Source organism: Bacillus sp. sid0103 (assembly GCF_019219025.1).
Map to the genome: position 1 here is coordinate 123,619 of NZ_JAHUWN010000010.1, position 16,867 is coordinate 140,485.

Annotated in this window: 11 protein-coding genes and 1 riboswitch; of the genes, 3 read left to right on the plus strand and 8 right to left on the minus strand. The window is 38.7% G+C overall.

Features of this window, described 5'->3' with window-relative positions; translation table 11 throughout:
* Positions 1 to 176: 176 nt before the first annotated feature.
* From KW850_RS13125 to KW850_RS13145, 5 genes are all read right to left on the minus strand, one after another.
* The gene (locus tag KW850_RS13125) at positions 177 to 944 is read right to left on the minus strand and encodes an ABC transporter ATP-binding protein (protein ID WP_218348020.1); all 768 of its coding nucleotides are present in this window, start codon (positions 942 to 944) and stop codon (positions 177 to 179) included.
* A gap of 170 nt (positions 945 to 1,114) precedes the next feature.
* Positions 1,115 to 3,469, minus strand: a complete 2,355-nt coding sequence (locus tag KW850_RS13130) for an ABC transporter permease (protein WP_218348021.1) — start codon at positions 3,467 to 3,469, stop codon at positions 1,115 to 1,117.
* Between the two features lie 362 nt (positions 3,470 to 3,831).
* Entirely contained in the window at positions 3,832 to 5,802 is a 1,971-nt protein-coding gene (locus tag KW850_RS13135) for a beta-propeller fold lactonase family protein (protein WP_374226325.1), read from the minus strand.
* A gap of 13 nt (positions 5,803 to 5,815) precedes the next feature.
* The gene (locus KW850_RS13140; RefSeq protein WP_218348022.1) at positions 5,816 to 7,903 is read right to left on the minus strand and encodes a glycoside hydrolase family 88 protein; all 2,088 of its coding nucleotides are present in this window, start codon (positions 7,901 to 7,903) and stop codon (positions 5,816 to 5,818) included.
* Positions 7,904 to 8,097: 194 nt separating this feature from the next.
* Positions 8,098 to 8,835, minus strand: a complete 738-nt coding sequence (locus KW850_RS13145; protein ID WP_256358233.1) for a hypothetical protein — start codon at positions 8,833 to 8,835, stop codon at positions 8,098 to 8,100.
* A gap of 407 nt (positions 8,836 to 9,242) precedes the next feature.
* Here KW850_RS13145 and KW850_RS13150 point away from each other — a divergent pair, with 407 nt between their 5' ends.
* From KW850_RS13150 to KW850_RS13160, 3 genes are all read left to right on the plus strand, one after another.
* Entirely contained in the window at positions 9,243 to 9,917 is a 675-nt protein-coding gene (locus tag KW850_RS13150) for a response regulator (RefSeq protein WP_218348023.1), read from the plus strand.
* Positions 9,918 to 9,923: 6 nt separating this feature from the next.
* A complete protein-coding gene (locus tag KW850_RS13155) occupies positions 9,924 to 11,321 on the plus strand; it encodes a sensor histidine kinase (RefSeq protein ID WP_218348024.1) in 1,398 nt (465 codons plus the stop codon).
* A gap of 422 nt (positions 11,322 to 11,743) precedes the next feature.
* Positions 11,744 to 12,115, plus strand: coding sequence for an iron chaperone (locus KW850_RS13160; RefSeq protein WP_218348025.1), 372 nt, complete (start codon positions 11,744 to 11,746; stop codon positions 12,113 to 12,115).
* Between the two features lie 482 nt (positions 12,116 to 12,597).
* Here KW850_RS13160 and KW850_RS13165 read toward each other — a convergent pair whose 3' ends face one another.
* The 3 genes from KW850_RS13165 to rlmD all read right to left on the minus strand — a co-directional run bounded on the left by KW850_RS13165 (position 12,598) and on the right by rlmD (position 16,533).
* Positions 12,598 to 12,765, minus strand: coding sequence for a hypothetical protein (locus tag KW850_RS13165; protein ID WP_026564673.1), 168 nt, complete (start codon positions 12,763 to 12,765; stop codon positions 12,598 to 12,600).
* A gap of 21 nt (positions 12,766 to 12,786) precedes the next feature.
* Positions 12,787 to 14,571 carry a phosphomethylpyrimidine synthase ThiC gene (gene thiC / locus KW850_RS13170; RefSeq protein WP_218348026.1) on the minus strand — a complete coding sequence of 595 codons (1,785 nt, stop codon included), beginning with the start codon at positions 14,569 to 14,571 and terminating at the stop codon, positions 12,787 to 12,789.
* Positions 14,572 to 14,713: 142 nt separating this feature from the next.
* A riboswitch (TPP riboswitch) is annotated at positions 14,714 to 14,828 on the minus strand.
* A gap of 331 nt (positions 14,829 to 15,159) precedes the next feature.
* A complete protein-coding gene (rlmD, locus tag KW850_RS13175; RefSeq protein ID WP_218348027.1) occupies positions 15,160 to 16,533 on the minus strand; it encodes a 23S rRNA (uracil(1939)-C(5))-methyltransferase RlmD in 1,374 nt (457 codons plus the stop codon).
* Positions 16,534 to 16,867 lie beyond the last annotated feature (334 nt).

Consider the following 16,867-nt stretch of genomic DNA (forward strand, 5'->3'; position numbering starts at 1 on the left):
ACCTCCCATTTGTTCGAATTATTAATGTTCCGTTTAGCTGTTTCAAATAATTATATCGTTTAAAATAAGATTTAATAATGCAAGACCAAAAGAGAATAATGCTATTCCATCCCCTGTAGCAGATATTAGTTCGTTATAATATTAAATTGGAACTTTATGCGAATGCCAATGAAAAATTAGAATCCATTTTCCACTAACCATTTATTAATGCTTTCTTCTCTTTCCTTAATATCGTCATGCTGCGCATCGTATTTACGCATTTTCTTCTGTACCACAATAGTTCCATCTACCATAAACAATACTCTTTCGGTTTTTGCTGCCACCTTTGCATCATGCGTAACGAGCATTATGGTTGTCCCTTTTTTATTAATCTCTGCAAGAATCGACATAATCTCTTCTGTCGATTTGGAATCTAATGATCCGGTCGGTTCGTCTCCAAATATGATATCCGGATCATTGATCAATGCTCTGCAGATGCCGACTCTTTGCAGCTGTCCACCAGATGCCTGGGTGATATTATTATCTGCAAGCTTTTCAATTCCTGTCATTTTCAACATTTTTTTTGCTTTATTATTTATCGCAATTTTATCCGCATCTTTTGATACAAGAGCAGGAAACATAACATTGTCAATCACAGACAGATTCTTTAATAGATTAATATCCTGAAAGATAAATCCCATGTTATTCAGTCGGATCTTCGCCAGTTCTTCTTCTTTTAGTCTGCCGAATTCACGGCCTTTAAATTTCACACTGCCAGAAGTAATTCTATCCATACCGCTTACATTATATAGCAGTGTTGACTTTCCGCTTCCGGATGGCCCCATGACCGATACGAATTCACCTTTTTCTATCTCCAAGTTTACATCCTTTAAGATATGAAGCTCATGATTATTCCCTAATTCTACTTTTTTGTTCACACTTCTTGCTTCTAGTATATTGCTCATATATATTCCTCCAATGGCAAACCATTTTAAACACCGTCTATATCCGCAGAGACACCCCGGATTGCCTTATTTTTCAGGAATCTGCACTCTTTTCTACATCAGAGCCATCACGAAGGAGACTTCTTCCACCTTCGCGGATACATCTCCTGCCCGTACCCTTTTCAGCAGTTCTAACTTCTTAACACTGCAGATAAATCATCTTCTACCGTTACCTTACAGCACACAGATATCGTATATCCAACTACTCCTATCAGCACTAACGGACATAGAAGCCAAGTCTGCCAAGCAATATGAACAAATTCAATTCTTGCAGCTCCCATATAGGACATTGCCATACTTACAAGAAACTCCCCTAAATAATCAGAAGCCAGTACTCCAAGTATGATTCCCAATATCAGTACCATCAACGTTCCTGCCATATATTGATGTTTAACGTTTTTAGAAGTTAATCCCACACTTCTCATGATGGCAATCTGGGACTTATCTTTTGACAATAACATCTTAAGGAATAATGCAGTTATCAATACAACAATGATTACTGCAATGGCGATTCCGCCGATAACAATTGTACTCATCTGATCAATGATATTTCCAAGAGTCTGTTGTGTATATTCTTCGATATCATTTACCTGTGCAGAATCATAGGCATTCCGATAGTGGTCCATTTTCTCATTAATATCAACGCCGGGAGCCACATCCATGCTCACAATATACCAAAGAACAGCATCTTCATTTACGCCAAGACTGGTATCCGCCTTTGCTGTTTTTCCGCCATTTGTAATATCTTGATAGATACCAGATACTTTCAATGTCTTTTCTGTCCCGGCATTCTTAACTACTACTTCATCCCCCACTTCCTTGTTTAATCCGTCTTCTGATGCATTTGCATGGGAAAGTGAGATCTCCCCTTCACCCTCCGGTGATCTTCCCTCCAGATAATTCAGTGGAAATACGGAAAAATCTCCGGCTTCAATATTAATATAGTCCCAGGAACCTTCCACATTTTTGACCTGGTAAGAACTGGTGATGTAGGCCGCATGCTTCTCAATATCCAAATCATTCTGCAGCTCTTCCTGCAGCTTATTAAAATCTTCTGTAATCGTATCTGTCTTTCGAAGATCGATTCTCATGTCGCTTTTTCCAATTCCCATGTATGTGGAAAATTCCGGTGAATTCATGGTGTTATACAGATTTAAGGGGAGAATTACAATAAACGTACATACGACAAAAATAATTAGTAATAATCCGTATAATTTGGAACGCATCCATACATCCCTAAGACCCATGTATATATTAGTGCTAAAGAATTTGTTCTTAAGCAGTGAAAAACTGTATTTTTGGTTCTTTCCACGCTCCATGATATCTGAACGTAATGCTTCCACCGCAGAAATCTTATCGATTCTTTTTAGTACTCTCTTGCAGTCCATCACAATCATTACATATACAAATAATGGAGCAATAAGAGATAGAACATATTTTAAGTTTCCTGATAAATCCGAAGATAAATAAAGTCTCATATTACCGTTAAACAGGTATATCACCACAAAGGAAAGCAGATAGCCAATTATACCGGCTGCCACTGACATGACTCTGTATTTGCTAAGATATACCTTCTTTATATCCTTTTTGGATATTCCGATCGCTTTCATAACACCGATTTCTCTTAAATCTTCATCAATCGTTGCCAGAAACGTGAGTCTGATACAGAACGCAGCTATCATAATCAGCAGAATACTGATAAGTATAATGACCAACGCAACTGCCGCATCTGACATGGCATTAAACATCAGAAATATCGTTCCTCCGACAGTAGGACCGTTTGCCGGAAGACCTGCTTCCTTGTATGCAGTCTGTAGTCCTTGAGAATCCCCGTTTTCCATCAGCTTGAATTCAATAAGATATTCCAGTTCCCCTACCTCATTTTCAAGCATTTCACCATAGTCCGCCTGATTAAGAACAAACCGTTTCGAAGAAGTAAGGGAAGAGTTCATCTCATAATCTCTAGCATAATCTGAAATGACAAACTTTTTCTGATACCCTTCATATTCCACCGTAATCGTATCACCTATTTTTAAGTCATATTCTTCGATAAAATAGATGGGAACCGCCACTTCGCCTTCCTTCACATCCAGTTTTTCATTTTCTAGATCCAATATAAAATCAAATTTCTTATTCTGTACAACAAATGAAATATCCTGTACCGTTCCAGCCATCGTTTCATTATTACCAAAATGGATATTACTTCCTTCAAAGGACAGAAGAACCATCGTCTCCTGCATCGCTATATTCTCCTGCTCTTCTTCTGTAAATTTATCGATTTCCGTCTGGTCAAAATCTCCCGAATGCATCTGCGTAATGTCAGCTGGAACTGCGGATTCTTGCAGTTCCGACATCGACTGAATCAGATTTGCAATGATATTTGTTGCACTAGCCCCCAAAAGAACTGCCAGGGTTATAAATATAAACACTGTCACAGTTATGATTTTCTTCCTGAGGAAATCATTCTTTACAATTTTTAAAAACAAAATTTTCCCTCCTTTCTACCCAGATAATTTTTTCTATTTCTATAACTTTTTCATTTCTAGAACATGCAAAAGGCAAGAATGAGAAAATTAACGTTAATCATATAAAAAGATATTTATTCATACTCACTCTCTCCTCCCCCAAACCCAGTATCTTTTACTATTTCAATTTGGGGTATACTAAAATCCTTTATGGCTTACAAAAATTAACTATTTGTTTACATTCCTTCATAAAACTTTATATAAAATTATTGTAGCTTGCCTAAATAAAGTCGCGGTTCGTGAAAAAGAGCTAACAGGAGTCATCATTAAAATAAGAGAACTTTCTTTACAAAAAAACCTGCCGCTTTCACGACAGGTTTCGACTATTCAATCGATTTAATATATTCGGCAATGGCGTTCACTTCCCATGTTGATAGCTTCGGAATGCTGTCATTTCCATGACGTTCAATCGCATCCTCTATGGTCTTTGCGCTGCCATCATGAAAATACGGCGCAGTTGCCCAAACACCCCTTAAAGTTGGAGTATCAAATTTTTTACCATCACGAGGATTCTGATATTGACCGCGTGCATCTCCTTTTGAAGGCACGTCGAGTTTGCTTCTTGTTCCAATATCATGGAGAAAGTTTGTGTTTCGTTCCGTCAGCTCTCCTTCTCCATTCACAGCCTTGCCGCTGTCAGTGAAGAACTCACCTCCATGGCAGCTGAGACAGTTTCCTTTTCCGTTGAACAACCGTTCTCCTTCTTTGGCTGTGTTTGTTAAACTGCCATCTTTTTTCCGATAAGGACTTTGAGGGGGTGGAAACGAGTTTGGATCTTTCAAAAAGGCCAGGAGTGCATCATACATATGCTGTACATCTTCTGGGATCGGTTTGGCAGGATCAAGTTCCATCATGCCTCCCATTTCGCCTTGAACAGTATGAATGTAATCCGTAAACTCATTGCGTGATCCGTCCCACAAAAACAGCCCTGTTTCCGTCGTCACCACGTTGCTTGGAATATTACGTGGACCTTTTGCCGTCGTTAACGTTAAGCGATTCATGTCCCCATCGGCATGGCAGGAGGCACAGCTCATCCAGTTGTTCCCTGTTATGCTTGTGGCGAATTCATCACTGTTGGCACTGTAAAATATTGTTTTACCTTTCCGCACCTCTTTTGACAGAGAGTCTTTTTTAATCAGCTTAACAGGCTCCCCCGACATTTTGGCACGTGCATAAGGGCTGTCTCCCCCTGTTTGAATCGTCGCTAAATTATGACTCATCGCATTATGGATATAAAGTGACTTTCCATCATTTGAAATGACAATCCCCCGTGGGTTATCTCCTTTAATGCGGCGCAAAATCTGTGTCGCATTTCCGCCGCGTGTTAAATCAAAAACGACCAGGTCTTCGCTGCCCGACATAACCACATAGGCTTTACTGCCATCCGGCTGAAAGGCTACATCATATGGGTTCGCTACGATGATGGTATCATTTTTTACATCCCGAATATTCATTTCGTCAAAGAGCTCTTTTCGTTCATCTACGATTTCTTCATCTTTTTCCAGATCAATAACTGACACTGCAGGAAAAATCGTTTCTTCAAAATGAATAGGGGTATCGATATTCGTTAACAAGTGTGGAACAAACGCCTTTTTCCCGTCAGGCGATATTACAAACTGCTCAAACGTATTCGGAATCCCTTGGCTTTTCTTACGGTCAGGCTGATCCGGTGAATTTGCCAAGGTAATAGTCTTTGTCACTTTGTCTTCCCCTGTGTCGATGACCGAAATATTTCCATCTAAGTAATGAGGAACATATAGCTTTTTCCCATCCTTTGTAATAGCAATCGTTCTAGGACGGTCACCAATTTTTATTTCCTTCTTTACTTCCCTCTCATTTGTATCAATGATAGATAGCGTACCAGACTGATAGTTTGCTACATAAAGTGTTTCACCATTTGGGCTTGTGACAAGCCCAAATGGTTGAATGCCAACCTCAATGGAGTCGACCACTTTCCTCTTATTTGTAGAAATGACGTCTACCTGGTTATCAAATAAACACGAGACATACACGTATTGGCCATCGGGACTTAGGGTTAGCTGCTGCGGCTGTTTTCCGACCGAAACTTCCGCTAGTATTTTTTTCGTTTTTGCATCAAGGATCGATACGGTGTCTACATCTATATTGGCTACATAAAGTGTATCACCTTTGTCATTTAGCACCATATTATCACTGTGAACAGCTTGGTTACGAAGGACCTCTTTGGTCGTGACCATTTGTTCCGGCATACAGCTTACAGCGATAATGGCCGTTGCAGATAAAATTGTTAATTGCAAGAGTCTCTTCCACCACATAATATTTCCTTCCTTACCGTTTCTTCACTTCTACATTCACTAAAACAGGAGCAATCCCATATTTCCCGTGCCCTGCCTGCACTTGTGGAACATTGTCTTTGTCGGTATTCCCAAGCTTTTTACCGTCAATATAAGCATCTCCTGTATCCCAGAACTCACTTGCCTGCATTCCTTCCTGTAACGATGGCCCGTCAATAACCGTATCGTAAAAAGCAACATAGCGGGAGATTATGGTTTCACGGTCCAGAGCTGACAGCGTATCTTGGTCTCCGTCCGCATTGTATAGGTTATTTAAGGCAACACGGAAGACAGCTGATAAAGCCCCTGCTGTCATTGGGCTATATTTCATTTCATCTTTACTTGTGTAATATAAATTGGTTTCTTTATCGAGCATCTTCTCATCCATCGCTTGGTATAGCGCACGGGCAGCATCGCGGTACTTCGTGTCTTTCGTTGCTAAGAATGCTCCAGTCAAGCCTCTAATCGCTCCGAGTTGTGCATCTAAAGTTGGCTCTGTATCGTCCTGGCCTTTTCCGATCGTATAGCCGTTTGCAACTAGGCCATCTTCACGTTTTAACTCATTGATGATAAAGTCGGCTTGCTTTTTAATCATTTCCAGAGCACGCTTTCCTTCTTCTGTCTCTAATCCTTTTGCATCCTCACCATTGGCGTATCCGACAGGAAGACCGTCAATCGCACGCTGGAACATTCGCAGCGCCTCTGTCGTGTATCCGGCCTGGAATGTATCTACATGCGCTCCCTGTGTCTTTCCGTCATGTTGATCGATAAAAGCTCCCGCTTCATTGTTAAAGTGCATGGCATCGATATTTTTAAAAACTTGCAGCAACACATCTCGGTTGATGGAATAAGGATCAGATGCCTTTACATCGTTGGCAACAGAACCATCTACATTCTCCTTAGCTGCACTCGGAAACGGTTTACCGTCAAATGCGGCTAAAAACGCCGGGTTTTGCGCTTTGTTTTCCGGGCGCTGATCTGTCATGCCGTAAAATTCGGATGCCGGCCACAGCATCAGCCATTGATCTTGCAGCATGCTTCGTGCATCTTTTACGGTCAATTGTTTGGAGTTTGGCATCTCATCATTGCCGTCTTCCACGACTTCGATTTGGTGCGGCAAATAAACAAAGCCATTAGCCGGATTATATTTGCTTCCAGTCCCAGCCGTCAGCTGCTTTTTAGCTGTATCATAAAATAATCCGTCGCGAATGTAGGCCAGCTTGTTCCAAATTTGTTCCGTCAGAATGGCTCCCTGCATCCCATCAGCTGAACTAACCCCTAACGCGATGTTGGCGTCATCATCATCTTTCGGTGATGTCGCTTCAAGTTCTTCATCGCTGTCTACTTTATGTAAGCCTCCCATAAAGTCTCCAGCCCAAAGCGCTTGCTTCAAGAAGGTTGCTCCATATGCTGACGGATTTAACGTTTTGTCCATCTTTGCCCGACCCCAGCGCAATGTTTCAAAATTCACCTGATACATTGGGACATAAGAGTCATCGTCATTTTTTGCATAAACATTTGTATCCACTTTTTGTATGTAGTGCGGGTCACCAGTGGAATATTCAATTAATGTTGGAAACATATTCCTAAACAACTCATCTTTTGGATAACCGACACTGTCTGCCATTTCATAAAATCGTTCCCCTAGCATAGTCGGTGCGTCTTTACCTGCTTTCTTTGCTAATTCTGCAACCGCCGGTCCGTGGATCAAATGTAAGCCTAGGCCGGATTTTTCAGTTACTTCATACATCGCTTCTTCCGAATATTCATATGATTCAACACCTGCTGTGTAGTCAAATTGGGATGGTTGATCAAGCTTTCTAACATCAAGAACATCTAAATCTAAGCCAAGACCTTCTACTAACGGCTCTCCGGAGAGCTCAAATTCTGCATAAGCAAACATATTCGCGGCTGTATCAAACGTATAATCTTTCACTGGAACTGATACGCTGCTTTTTTCTGTTTCCGTTTCAGCTTTTGTATCTTTTTTTGCAGTTGACCTCTCGTTTGAGCAGGCACTCGTTAATAAAAGTGATGAAGCCAATGCGAATGTTGTCATCACTTTCCATGGTAGTGTTCTCATTATCGTTCTTCTCTCCTTTAATTTATGACTCTATAATTGAAAATTGATTATTATGTCATTTCCTATCTTTAATTGATAATAACAATCATTATCAATTAAAGATAGCTTCATTTACGTAATTAAGTCATTTCTCCTAAACTATTTATTTTCACAGCCCCTTATAAAAAATGGTCTATAAGGGAGTCAAAATGATGTTATTCTTGACGAATTAATGATTTTACTTGCTTTTCTTTTTCAATATGACTATTTTCACTAAAGTAAGTTTCTTGAATATAAGTGATAAATTGTTCAATCCGTTCATTTTGGGATACCTGGGCTTTTTCAACAGAACTTGCAATCTCGTTAATACTGTCTTGCATTAGTTTTTTAAGATCGTCTTGGGGATACATTTCTTTAAATTTAGGGAAAGTGAAGTCTCTGGATTTATTAATAGTAAAGTTCAATAACTGATCTAACTTGAAATATTTATCCAAGCTTAAACGATACATTTGTCTTCCACTTAGTAACAATCCAAAGGCACTTGTATAAAGGGTAAGGCTCATTATATTGATGTTTCCTGAAAGAAGAAAATTAATATGCATAAAGAGGCATGTCAGAATGGACGGAAGTATCATAAACCCGGCGATGAGAAATAAACCAACCATCACCTGAACGATGGGAATGGTATAATTTAATGCCATCACTTGCTTCAAGGCTGCCTCTTCTATAAAAAATTTATAAAACTCAGGTACATTTGGTTTATCTAATGATTTCACCAAGTAATCACTGAGAAATACTCCGGGTTGAGCAAACCAAGAATGTCCTGAAGAACCCCCTTCACCTAAAATTTTTGTTACTCCCGCTAATAGCCAGCCTATTCCAAATAGAATACGCATTAAAACAACTAAATGATGAAAAACGTGTTTTCCGGAATTATTTTGATTTTGCATCATAGGCCCCCTCTAAAATATTTGCTGATCAATGCAAAAGTGACAATGATAATCATTATCACTTTTAAACCGTTGGCGATATATTATAAAAAAATTCTTAAAAACTATTTAAAATAAAATTAAAAAAATTTAATATTTTACTCGATTTTAATGTTGAACTTACCTTATGAATGTTAAGTTAATATGCATATTATCAATTAGGTATTTAAAGGTATCTATCAGTTTAGATAATAAATCTAGGAAATTATCATGTTGCTTAATGAAGAGGAGTTGTTTTAGCTGAATCCCCAATGGAAACTATTACCTGATTGACCAGAAAAGAGTGATAATTTAAGATATTATTATAAATGATTGATAATGATTATCACTATAGGTATGTAGAATGAGTGAATTTGTTAGGGGAAATGGACATGAGGTTGTTATTGGTTGAAGATGAGTCAAAGGTAGCCCGTTTTATATCGCAAGGATTAAGAGAACACCATTATGTTGTAGATTTAGCGAATGATGGTGAAATGGCTTCTGAACTCGCATTTGCAGAAGAATATGATCTTATGATTGTCGACCTTATGATTCCGAAGAAAAATGGAATGCGATTGATTAAGGAACTAAGGTTGAATGGAAAAAATATTCCTATCCTTATTCTCAGTGCCAAAGATTCCGTGGCAGATAAAGTAGATGGACTCGATTTAGGAGCGGACGATTATATGACAAAGCCATTTGCTTTTACGGAGTTATTAGCACGTATACGGTGTCTATTAAGACGAGACCAAGAAAAGGCATCACCTCTTTTACAAGTAGCGGATCTGACGTTGAATCCTTCTACGAGAGAGGTGACTCGAGGGGGACTCCATATATTCCTTTCCAATAAGGAATATGCTATTTTGGAATTTATGATGAGAAATGCCGGTAAGATTTTATCTAGAACGTTAATTCTAGAACGCGTTTGGACGGATGCTTATAACATAGGAACCAATGTAGTGGATGTTTATATTAATCACTTAAGAAATAAAATCGATAAAAACTTTGATTTAAAACTAATACAAACGGTTTATAGTATTGGTTATATAATCAAAAGTGAAGAATAAACCATCATGAGGTTTTTAAAAAGTATCGTATGGAGAATTACGATTTGGCATTCGATTATGTTTATTTTCATTTTATTCCTATTTAGCGGATTCTTATATTTTACATTTTCTGAAATGGTAACCAAAGAAGTCGATTCGATCCTAACCCGAGAACTTGGTTTGATTGCCTATTGTTTGGAGGAAGGGGATTCGTATTCTAAAATCGAACAACACATCAACCGATTGCGAAGTTTTGAAAGCGTAAATCAAGAAGAGATCTATTGGATCATTGAAACTGATCGAGGGCAAATCATTGCAGAATCTCGAAATTTGGACGGCCAACTCATCAACGATTCAGAAACTTTAAAGAAGATGGACGAGAATACCTTCAGCTGGGATCCCGAGCTAAATGGGATACCGCTTCGTGCGATGTCCATGCAACTGATATCAGAAAATAAATTGACATACAGAATTACGGTTGCTACAAACGACACGATACGGCATTTCGCCATTGATCAGTTGCGGAACATTATTATCATCTCTAATTTTGTATTCCTAGGAATATCAATCGTGATGGGATGGTTGATTTCGAAAAAAACTCTGAAGCCGATTCATCAAATTATCAGTACGACTAATACCATTACTGCAACCAGTTTACACGAACGGCTGCCTATTGAAGGGCCGGAAGATGAATTGTATAGTTTATCTAAAACTCTCAATCATATGATTGACAGACTAGAAAGCTCTTTCACGCAAATTCAGCAGTTTACTTCCGATGTTTCTCATGAACTTCGTACTTCCTTAACCATTATGCGAGGAGAATTGGATGTTGCTTTAAATAGAAATAGATCTGAAGAGGAATATAAAGACGTCCTGTATGCTGTTTTGGAAGAGGTCATCTATTTATCTGATATGGTAGAAAAATTCTTATATTTATCGAGAAATACCTCTAATTCAAATCTGATAGAGCGAAAAACCGTTGACGGAATGCTCTTATTCCAAAATGTTAGGAATCATTTACTATCATTGGAAATGAAAAAACAGATTGAATTACATATTCAAATACCCGATCCATTCATTTTATTCGGGGATGAAGATCTCTTACGAAGATTATTTATTAACTTAATTGAAAATGCGCTTAAGTACACTCCAGAAGGTGGCACAGTGGAAATCAAGGCAAACAGGACGGAAAAATTCATTTATATTAATGTTATTGATAATGGGATCGGGATTTCAGAGGAACACTTGCCTTTTATTTTTCAGCGATTTTATCGCGCGGACGATTCCAGATCAAGAAGTCAAGGAGGAACTGGGCTTGGATTGTCTTTATGTAAATGGATTGTAGATGTTCATGAAGGAACGATTGAGGTTCGTAGTAAGCCGAATGAAGGAACGTGTGTAACTGTAAAGTTGCCTATTTATTAATGAATATTGAAAGAGGTTCTAGTACAAAAATGAAATGGAAACAACATACCAAAAGGTGCTTCCTATGCAAAGCAGCTTTATCAGTTTACAATTTTTTTAAAGTCTCCATACTTTATTCTATCTACGCATGTCTAACATGGAATGTCACCGTTGAAATATAAAAGTATCGATTGGATGGTCTACTTTCATTTCAAAACCAGTAGTAACAGCACTCCACATGACTGGAGTGCTGGATGTAAATGGTATTTAGTCATAGTTGTAGTCCCAAGCTGGCTACAGCGCTTCTTCACACTTGTTCCGAATTCAATGGACTGAACCAGTTAATTTCGAATTGCTAGAGAAGATATTTTAATTTAATATCAAGGATAAGGCTGAGAATTCAAATTTTTGGCGACTATTGCATAATATCGAAGGAGGAAGACATGGAAGTTTTTGTAAAATATTTAACAGATATCGATAACCCCGACCACCGCGACCGAACAGAAGAAATTTTGGCGTGGGTTGCTAATAAATTCCCAAATTTGGAACCGCAAATAAAGTGGAATACGCCAATGTTTTCCGATCACGGCACATTTATCATCGGCTTTTCCACAGCGAAGTATCATTTAAGCGTTTCACCCGAAGAAGCAGGCATTGCGCACTTTGCCGATGACATTGCACAAGCTGGCTACAGCGCTACCAAAGGCTTGTTTCGAATTCCGTGGAATGAGCCGGTAAATTACGAATTGCTTGAGAAAATGATTGAATTTAATATTCAGGATAAAGCAGAATATACGAATTTTTGGCGGAAATAGTACATCACGCCTTATCAAAAAACGCATGACACGAAAAAATGTCATGCGTTTTTACAACTCAATTAAGGCGCCAACAGCTCAATAGTAGCCGTATGCGAACGCCCGTCAAAGCACCAGTCAATGGATGATGAAAGCTTTCTACATACAGGTTTCTAACCTTTTTCCATATATAGATTTAGTTCTATTAATTTAAGGAGAAAATCACCAATACTATTTAACAGAGACTTCTAAGTAAGATAAACCTCATCATATTCACAATAGTCATAGTCATGCCCTGTTTCTGGAATGTGATATTAAAATCCTAATAATTGCGAATTACCTTCTCTTACATTTGTAATAATAAAAAGTGATTAATAGTTTTTACTATGGAATTTTATAGAGAAAAATAAAAAACCTTACCCCGATTATTAATCAAGGTAAGGTTACATGGCTATCTTTTTAATACCCTCTTGTTGAGAGTGTCTTTTTGTCGAGTTTTTTGTTTAATAATATAATACGTTTACCTTATAACACTTCAAACATTTTTCATAATATTGATCGCCATCAAAACGATGATCACAATTTTGCTGAATCCCCTTTAAACGCTCCTCTAAAAAAGCAAGGCTAGTTTTCATTTGCGTAATTTCCTCTTTAATCTTTTGAACATTCATCCGTATGACCTCCCAAGAAAGTTACTGATATATGCTGCCCCCAGATTGCTTAAACTCCTTAGCTTTTTCCTTCATACCTGTTTCAATAGCTTCCTTCGTATCAAGTTTGTTTTCTTTCGCATAATTACGAATATCTTGAGAGATTCTCATGCTACAAAATTTTGGTCCACACATTGAACAGAAATGTGCTGTTTTTGCACCTTCCGCAGGTAAAGTTTCATCATGATATTCTATGGCTCGTTCAGGATCTAAAGATAAATTAAACTGATCTCTCCAACGGAATTCAAAACGAGCTTTTGATAAGGCATCATCTCTTTTTTGTGCTCCTGGATGTCCTTTTGCCAAATCAGCAGCATGGGCGGCAATTTTATAAGTAATAACCCCTACACGAACATCCTCTCTATTCGGTAATCCTAAATGTTCTTTAGGCGTTACATAACAAAGCATAGCAGTACCATACCAACCAATCATTGCAGCCCCAATAGCAGATGTAATGTGATCATAACCAGGTGCTATATCAGTCGTAAGAGGTCCAAGTGTGTAGAATGGTGCTTCCTGACACACTTCTAGTTGTTTATCCATATTTTCTTTAATTAGGTGCATAGGTACGTGTCCAGGTCCTTCAACCATCACCTGTACATCATGTTCCCAAGCAATTTTTGTTAGCTCTCCAAGAGTCTCTAATTCTGCAAACTGCGCATCATCATTCGCATCTGCAATAGACCCAGGACGTAAACCATCCCCTAAAGAGAATGCAACATCATAAGATTTCATTATTTCGCAGATTTCTTCAAAGTGAGTATATAAAAAGCTTTCTTTATGGTGGTGTAAACACCATTGTGCCATGATTGAACCACCGCGGGATACAATACCTGTTAACCGTTTGGCCGTTAATGGAACATATCGTAAAAGAACACCAGCATGAATTGTGAAGTAATCAACACCTTGCTCCGCTTGTTCAATCAAGGTATCACGGTAAACCTCCCATGTAAGATCTTCAGCAACACCATTTACTTTTTCAAGTGCTTGATAAATGGGGACGGTGCCGACAGGAACGGCTGAGTTTCGAATAATCCATTCTCTTGTTTTATGAATGTTTTTACCTGTTGATAGATCCATAATATTATCAGCACCCCAGCGTGTCGCCCATGTCATTTTTTCAACCTCTTGTTCGATGGATGATGAAACAGCAGAGTTACCGATATTCGCGTTAATTTTAACATGAAAATTACGTCCTATTATCATAGGTTCTGACTCTGGATGATTGATATTAGAAGGAATAATCGCTCGACCTTTTGCAACTTCATCACGCACAAATTCAGGTTTCATATTTTCCCTTATTGCGATAAATTCCATTTCAGGAGTAATAATTCCCTTTTTTGCATAATGAAGCTGTGTAACATTTTTCCCTTTTTTTGCACGTAATGGTTTGCGCCTCAAACCCGGAAACACGTTATGATTGGCACGAGGATCTTTTTCATCCTTATACCCATTATCTACAGGCTTAATTTCTCGACCTTCATATTCTTCAACATCTGCTCGTTCATGAATCCATGTGCTCCGAATGGCAGGAAGACCTTTTGAAATATCAACAGAATAATTTAGATCCGTATAAGGACCGCTTGTATCATATACGCGTACTGGAAGATTTTCCTCTTCACCAAACGTACCTGTAGTAGGGCTTAACTCAATTTCACGCATTGGTACTTTAATGTCGGATCTCGAACCTGTTACATATACTTTTTTACTTCCTGGAAAACTAGACATGATGGAAATATTTTGTTCGTTTAATGAAGTCGTTGACATAATAAATCTCTCCTTTTTTTGAATATAAAGGACGAGATACAGAACATAACAAGTGAATAAGCGTAAAAAAGTACATCAAAAAGCCGGGACCATAAATGGTTGGACCCGGCTAAAATGTATGCAGAAGTATAGTTGCATTGAAGATTGTCTATTCTAACTTCCCCACGCTGGTATGATCCAGATCAGGTCCCAAGAGTCAAGAAACTTCATCGTGTTTCTTTCTCAGCCCAACTTATTGGGCACCCCTAGTTATTTATATTCAATTAAGCTACATTATAAATGAGTATCGTTTAAAATGAAATACATAATATTATTTAAAGTGATATAGTCGTGTTTAGATATTATGTTTAGGATGAAGATAGAAGGGAATATTATATTAAACAAATCAACAACTAGAGCTATTTAATATAGAAAAGTAGAAGCTAGGCAGTACCTAGCTTCTTTTGATCTGGTAAGGTAAAAATAAATTATTCCCCACTTTATTAACCAAACGGCTCATGGGGTGGATTTTCATTTAACTAAATGATAAAAAAACAAGCCTCCCTGACATATCAGAGAGACTTATTTACACACGGCCACATTTATTTTTTATTTCTTCAATATTAGTAGTGAACAGCACTCCACATGTGTTGTCTGCGGAAACATATCCACCGGCTGTACTTCTAAAGTTTTGTATCCTCCGTCTTCCAATATCCGCAAATCCCTTGCTAGGGTAGCAGGATTACAGGATACGTAGACGACCTTTTTTGGTTTCATCTCGATAATGGTCTGTAATAAGGCTTCATCACAACCCTTGCGTGGCGGGTCCACGACCAGGACATCTGCGACATTCCCTTCCTTATACCACTTCGGAATCACAACCTCAGCTTCTCCAGCCACAAACTCGGTATTCTCCATTCCGTTCAATGAAGCATTCCGCTTGGCATCCTCTATCGCCTCGGGAACGATCTCCACGCCAAACACCTTTCGTGCTTTTTGGGCTAAAAATAAAGAAATCGTTCCAATTCCACAGTAGGCATCAATCACGCTTTCTCCCCCGCTAAGGTCGGCATATTCCAGCGCTTTATCATATAATACCTTTGTTTGAACAGGATTAACTTGATAGAAGGAAAGTGCGGAAATGGCGAATTTCACATCACCGATAAAGTCATAGATGACTTCATTCCCCCACAAAACATTTGTTACGGCCCCCATTATAACATTGGTCCGTTTAGAATTCACATTATGAATAATTGACTTTAGTTTCGGCAGACGAGCCACCATTTGCTCCACTAACTGATCTTTCTTTGGAAGATCGGTCGTTCTTGTGATGATGACCACCATCAGTTCACCCGTTTGCTGCCCATACCTTGCCATGATGTGGCGGAGTACCCCTTTATGTGTTTCCTCATGATAAGCAGGGATTCCCAGTTCATTGCAAATTTCCTTCACCACACGCACCGCTTCATTTATTCCAGGCAGCTGAATGACACTTTCATTGGTATCAACAATTTCATGACTCCTCGGTTTAAAAAAGCCTGCTATCAGTTTGCCGTCCTTTTCCCCAACAGGCACCTGTGCCTTGTTGCGGTAATGCAGGGGATTGTCCATCCCCAAAATCGGATGAACAACAACATCTTCTAATTTACCTATCCGTGTAAGCACTTGACGTACCTGGTTCTCTTTATATTTCAGCTGGCCTTCATAACTGATATGCTCAAGTTGGCAGCCGCCATATTTATGGAGCTCGCTGCGTTCAATATCGACGCGGTCAGGGCTTTTTTCATACAGCTCCACCAATCTTCCAAAGCCATACCCTTTGCCCACCTTAATGATCTTCACTTTTGCCTTTTCGCCCGGCAGTCCGTTTGGAACAAATAACGGGTACCCATCAACCTTGGCCACACCCGCTCCGTCATGGGTTAAATCTTCAAAAACTACATCTATATACTCATTTTTATTAACCGGAATTATTCTGCTCATTCGTTTCTTCCTTTGCACGTTTTGACTGCTAAGATTGTAACACAAAGCATGACCGTTTGCGAAACTTGCTGAGGACAAGGGCCCTTTTTTAGAAAAAAGCGAAAAAATTGTCAGAATTTTTTTGTTTTCAAATATAATAAAAGTATATATGATTAAAACAATCTCATGATTGGAAGGAGTGGATCAAGATTAAGCTAATAAAAAACCTGTCCATTCCGTTACTCTTTGCCTTCCTTTCTTTCACCTTTATTCACTTTACGCACTCACTTCCACACTCACACACTGATGTCAAAGCGGTCATCAACATTGATGACGGCAAGGTGAAGGACCAATG

What these genes read in the sequence shown, in the direction of transcription:
- KW850_RS13125 (WP_218348020.1), bottom strand. Translation starts at nt 944, where the DNA reads ATGAGCAATATACTAGAAGCAAGAAGTGTGAACAAAAAAGTAGAATTA.
- KW850_RS13135 (WP_374226325.1), bottom strand. Translation starts at nt 5,802, where the DNA reads ATGTGGTGGAAGAGACTCTTGCAATTAACAATTTTATCTGCAACGGCC.
- KW850_RS13140 (WP_218348022.1), bottom strand. Translation starts at nt 7,903, where the DNA reads ATGAGAACACTACCATGGAAAGTGATGACAACATTCGCATTGGCTTCA.
- KW850_RS13145 (WP_256358233.1), bottom strand. Translation starts at nt 8,835, where the DNA reads ATGATGCAAAATCAAAATAATTCCGGAAAACACGTTTTTCATCATTTA.
- KW850_RS13150 (WP_218348023.1), top strand. Translation starts at nt 9,243, where the DNA reads ATGAGGTTGTTATTGGTTGAAGATGAGTCAAAGGTAGCCCGTTTTATA.
- KW850_RS13155 (WP_218348024.1), top strand. Translation starts at nt 9,924, where the DNA reads ATGAGGTTTTTAAAAAGTATCGTATGGAGAATTACGATTTGGCATTCG.
- KW850_RS13160 (WP_218348025.1), top strand. Translation starts at nt 11,744, where the DNA reads ATGGAAGTTTTTGTAAAATATTTAACAGATATCGATAACCCCGACCAC.
- KW850_RS13165 (WP_026564673.1), bottom strand. Translation starts at nt 12,765, where the DNA reads ATGAATGTTCAAAAGATTAAAGAGGAAATTACGCAAATGAAAACTAGC.
- thiC (WP_218348026.1), bottom strand. Translation starts at nt 14,571, where the DNA reads ATGTCAACGACTTCATTAAACGAACAAAATATTTCCATCATGTCTAGT.
- rlmD (WP_218348027.1), bottom strand. Translation starts at nt 16,533, where the DNA reads ATGAGCAGAATAATTCCGGTTAATAAAAATGAGTATATAGATGTAGTT.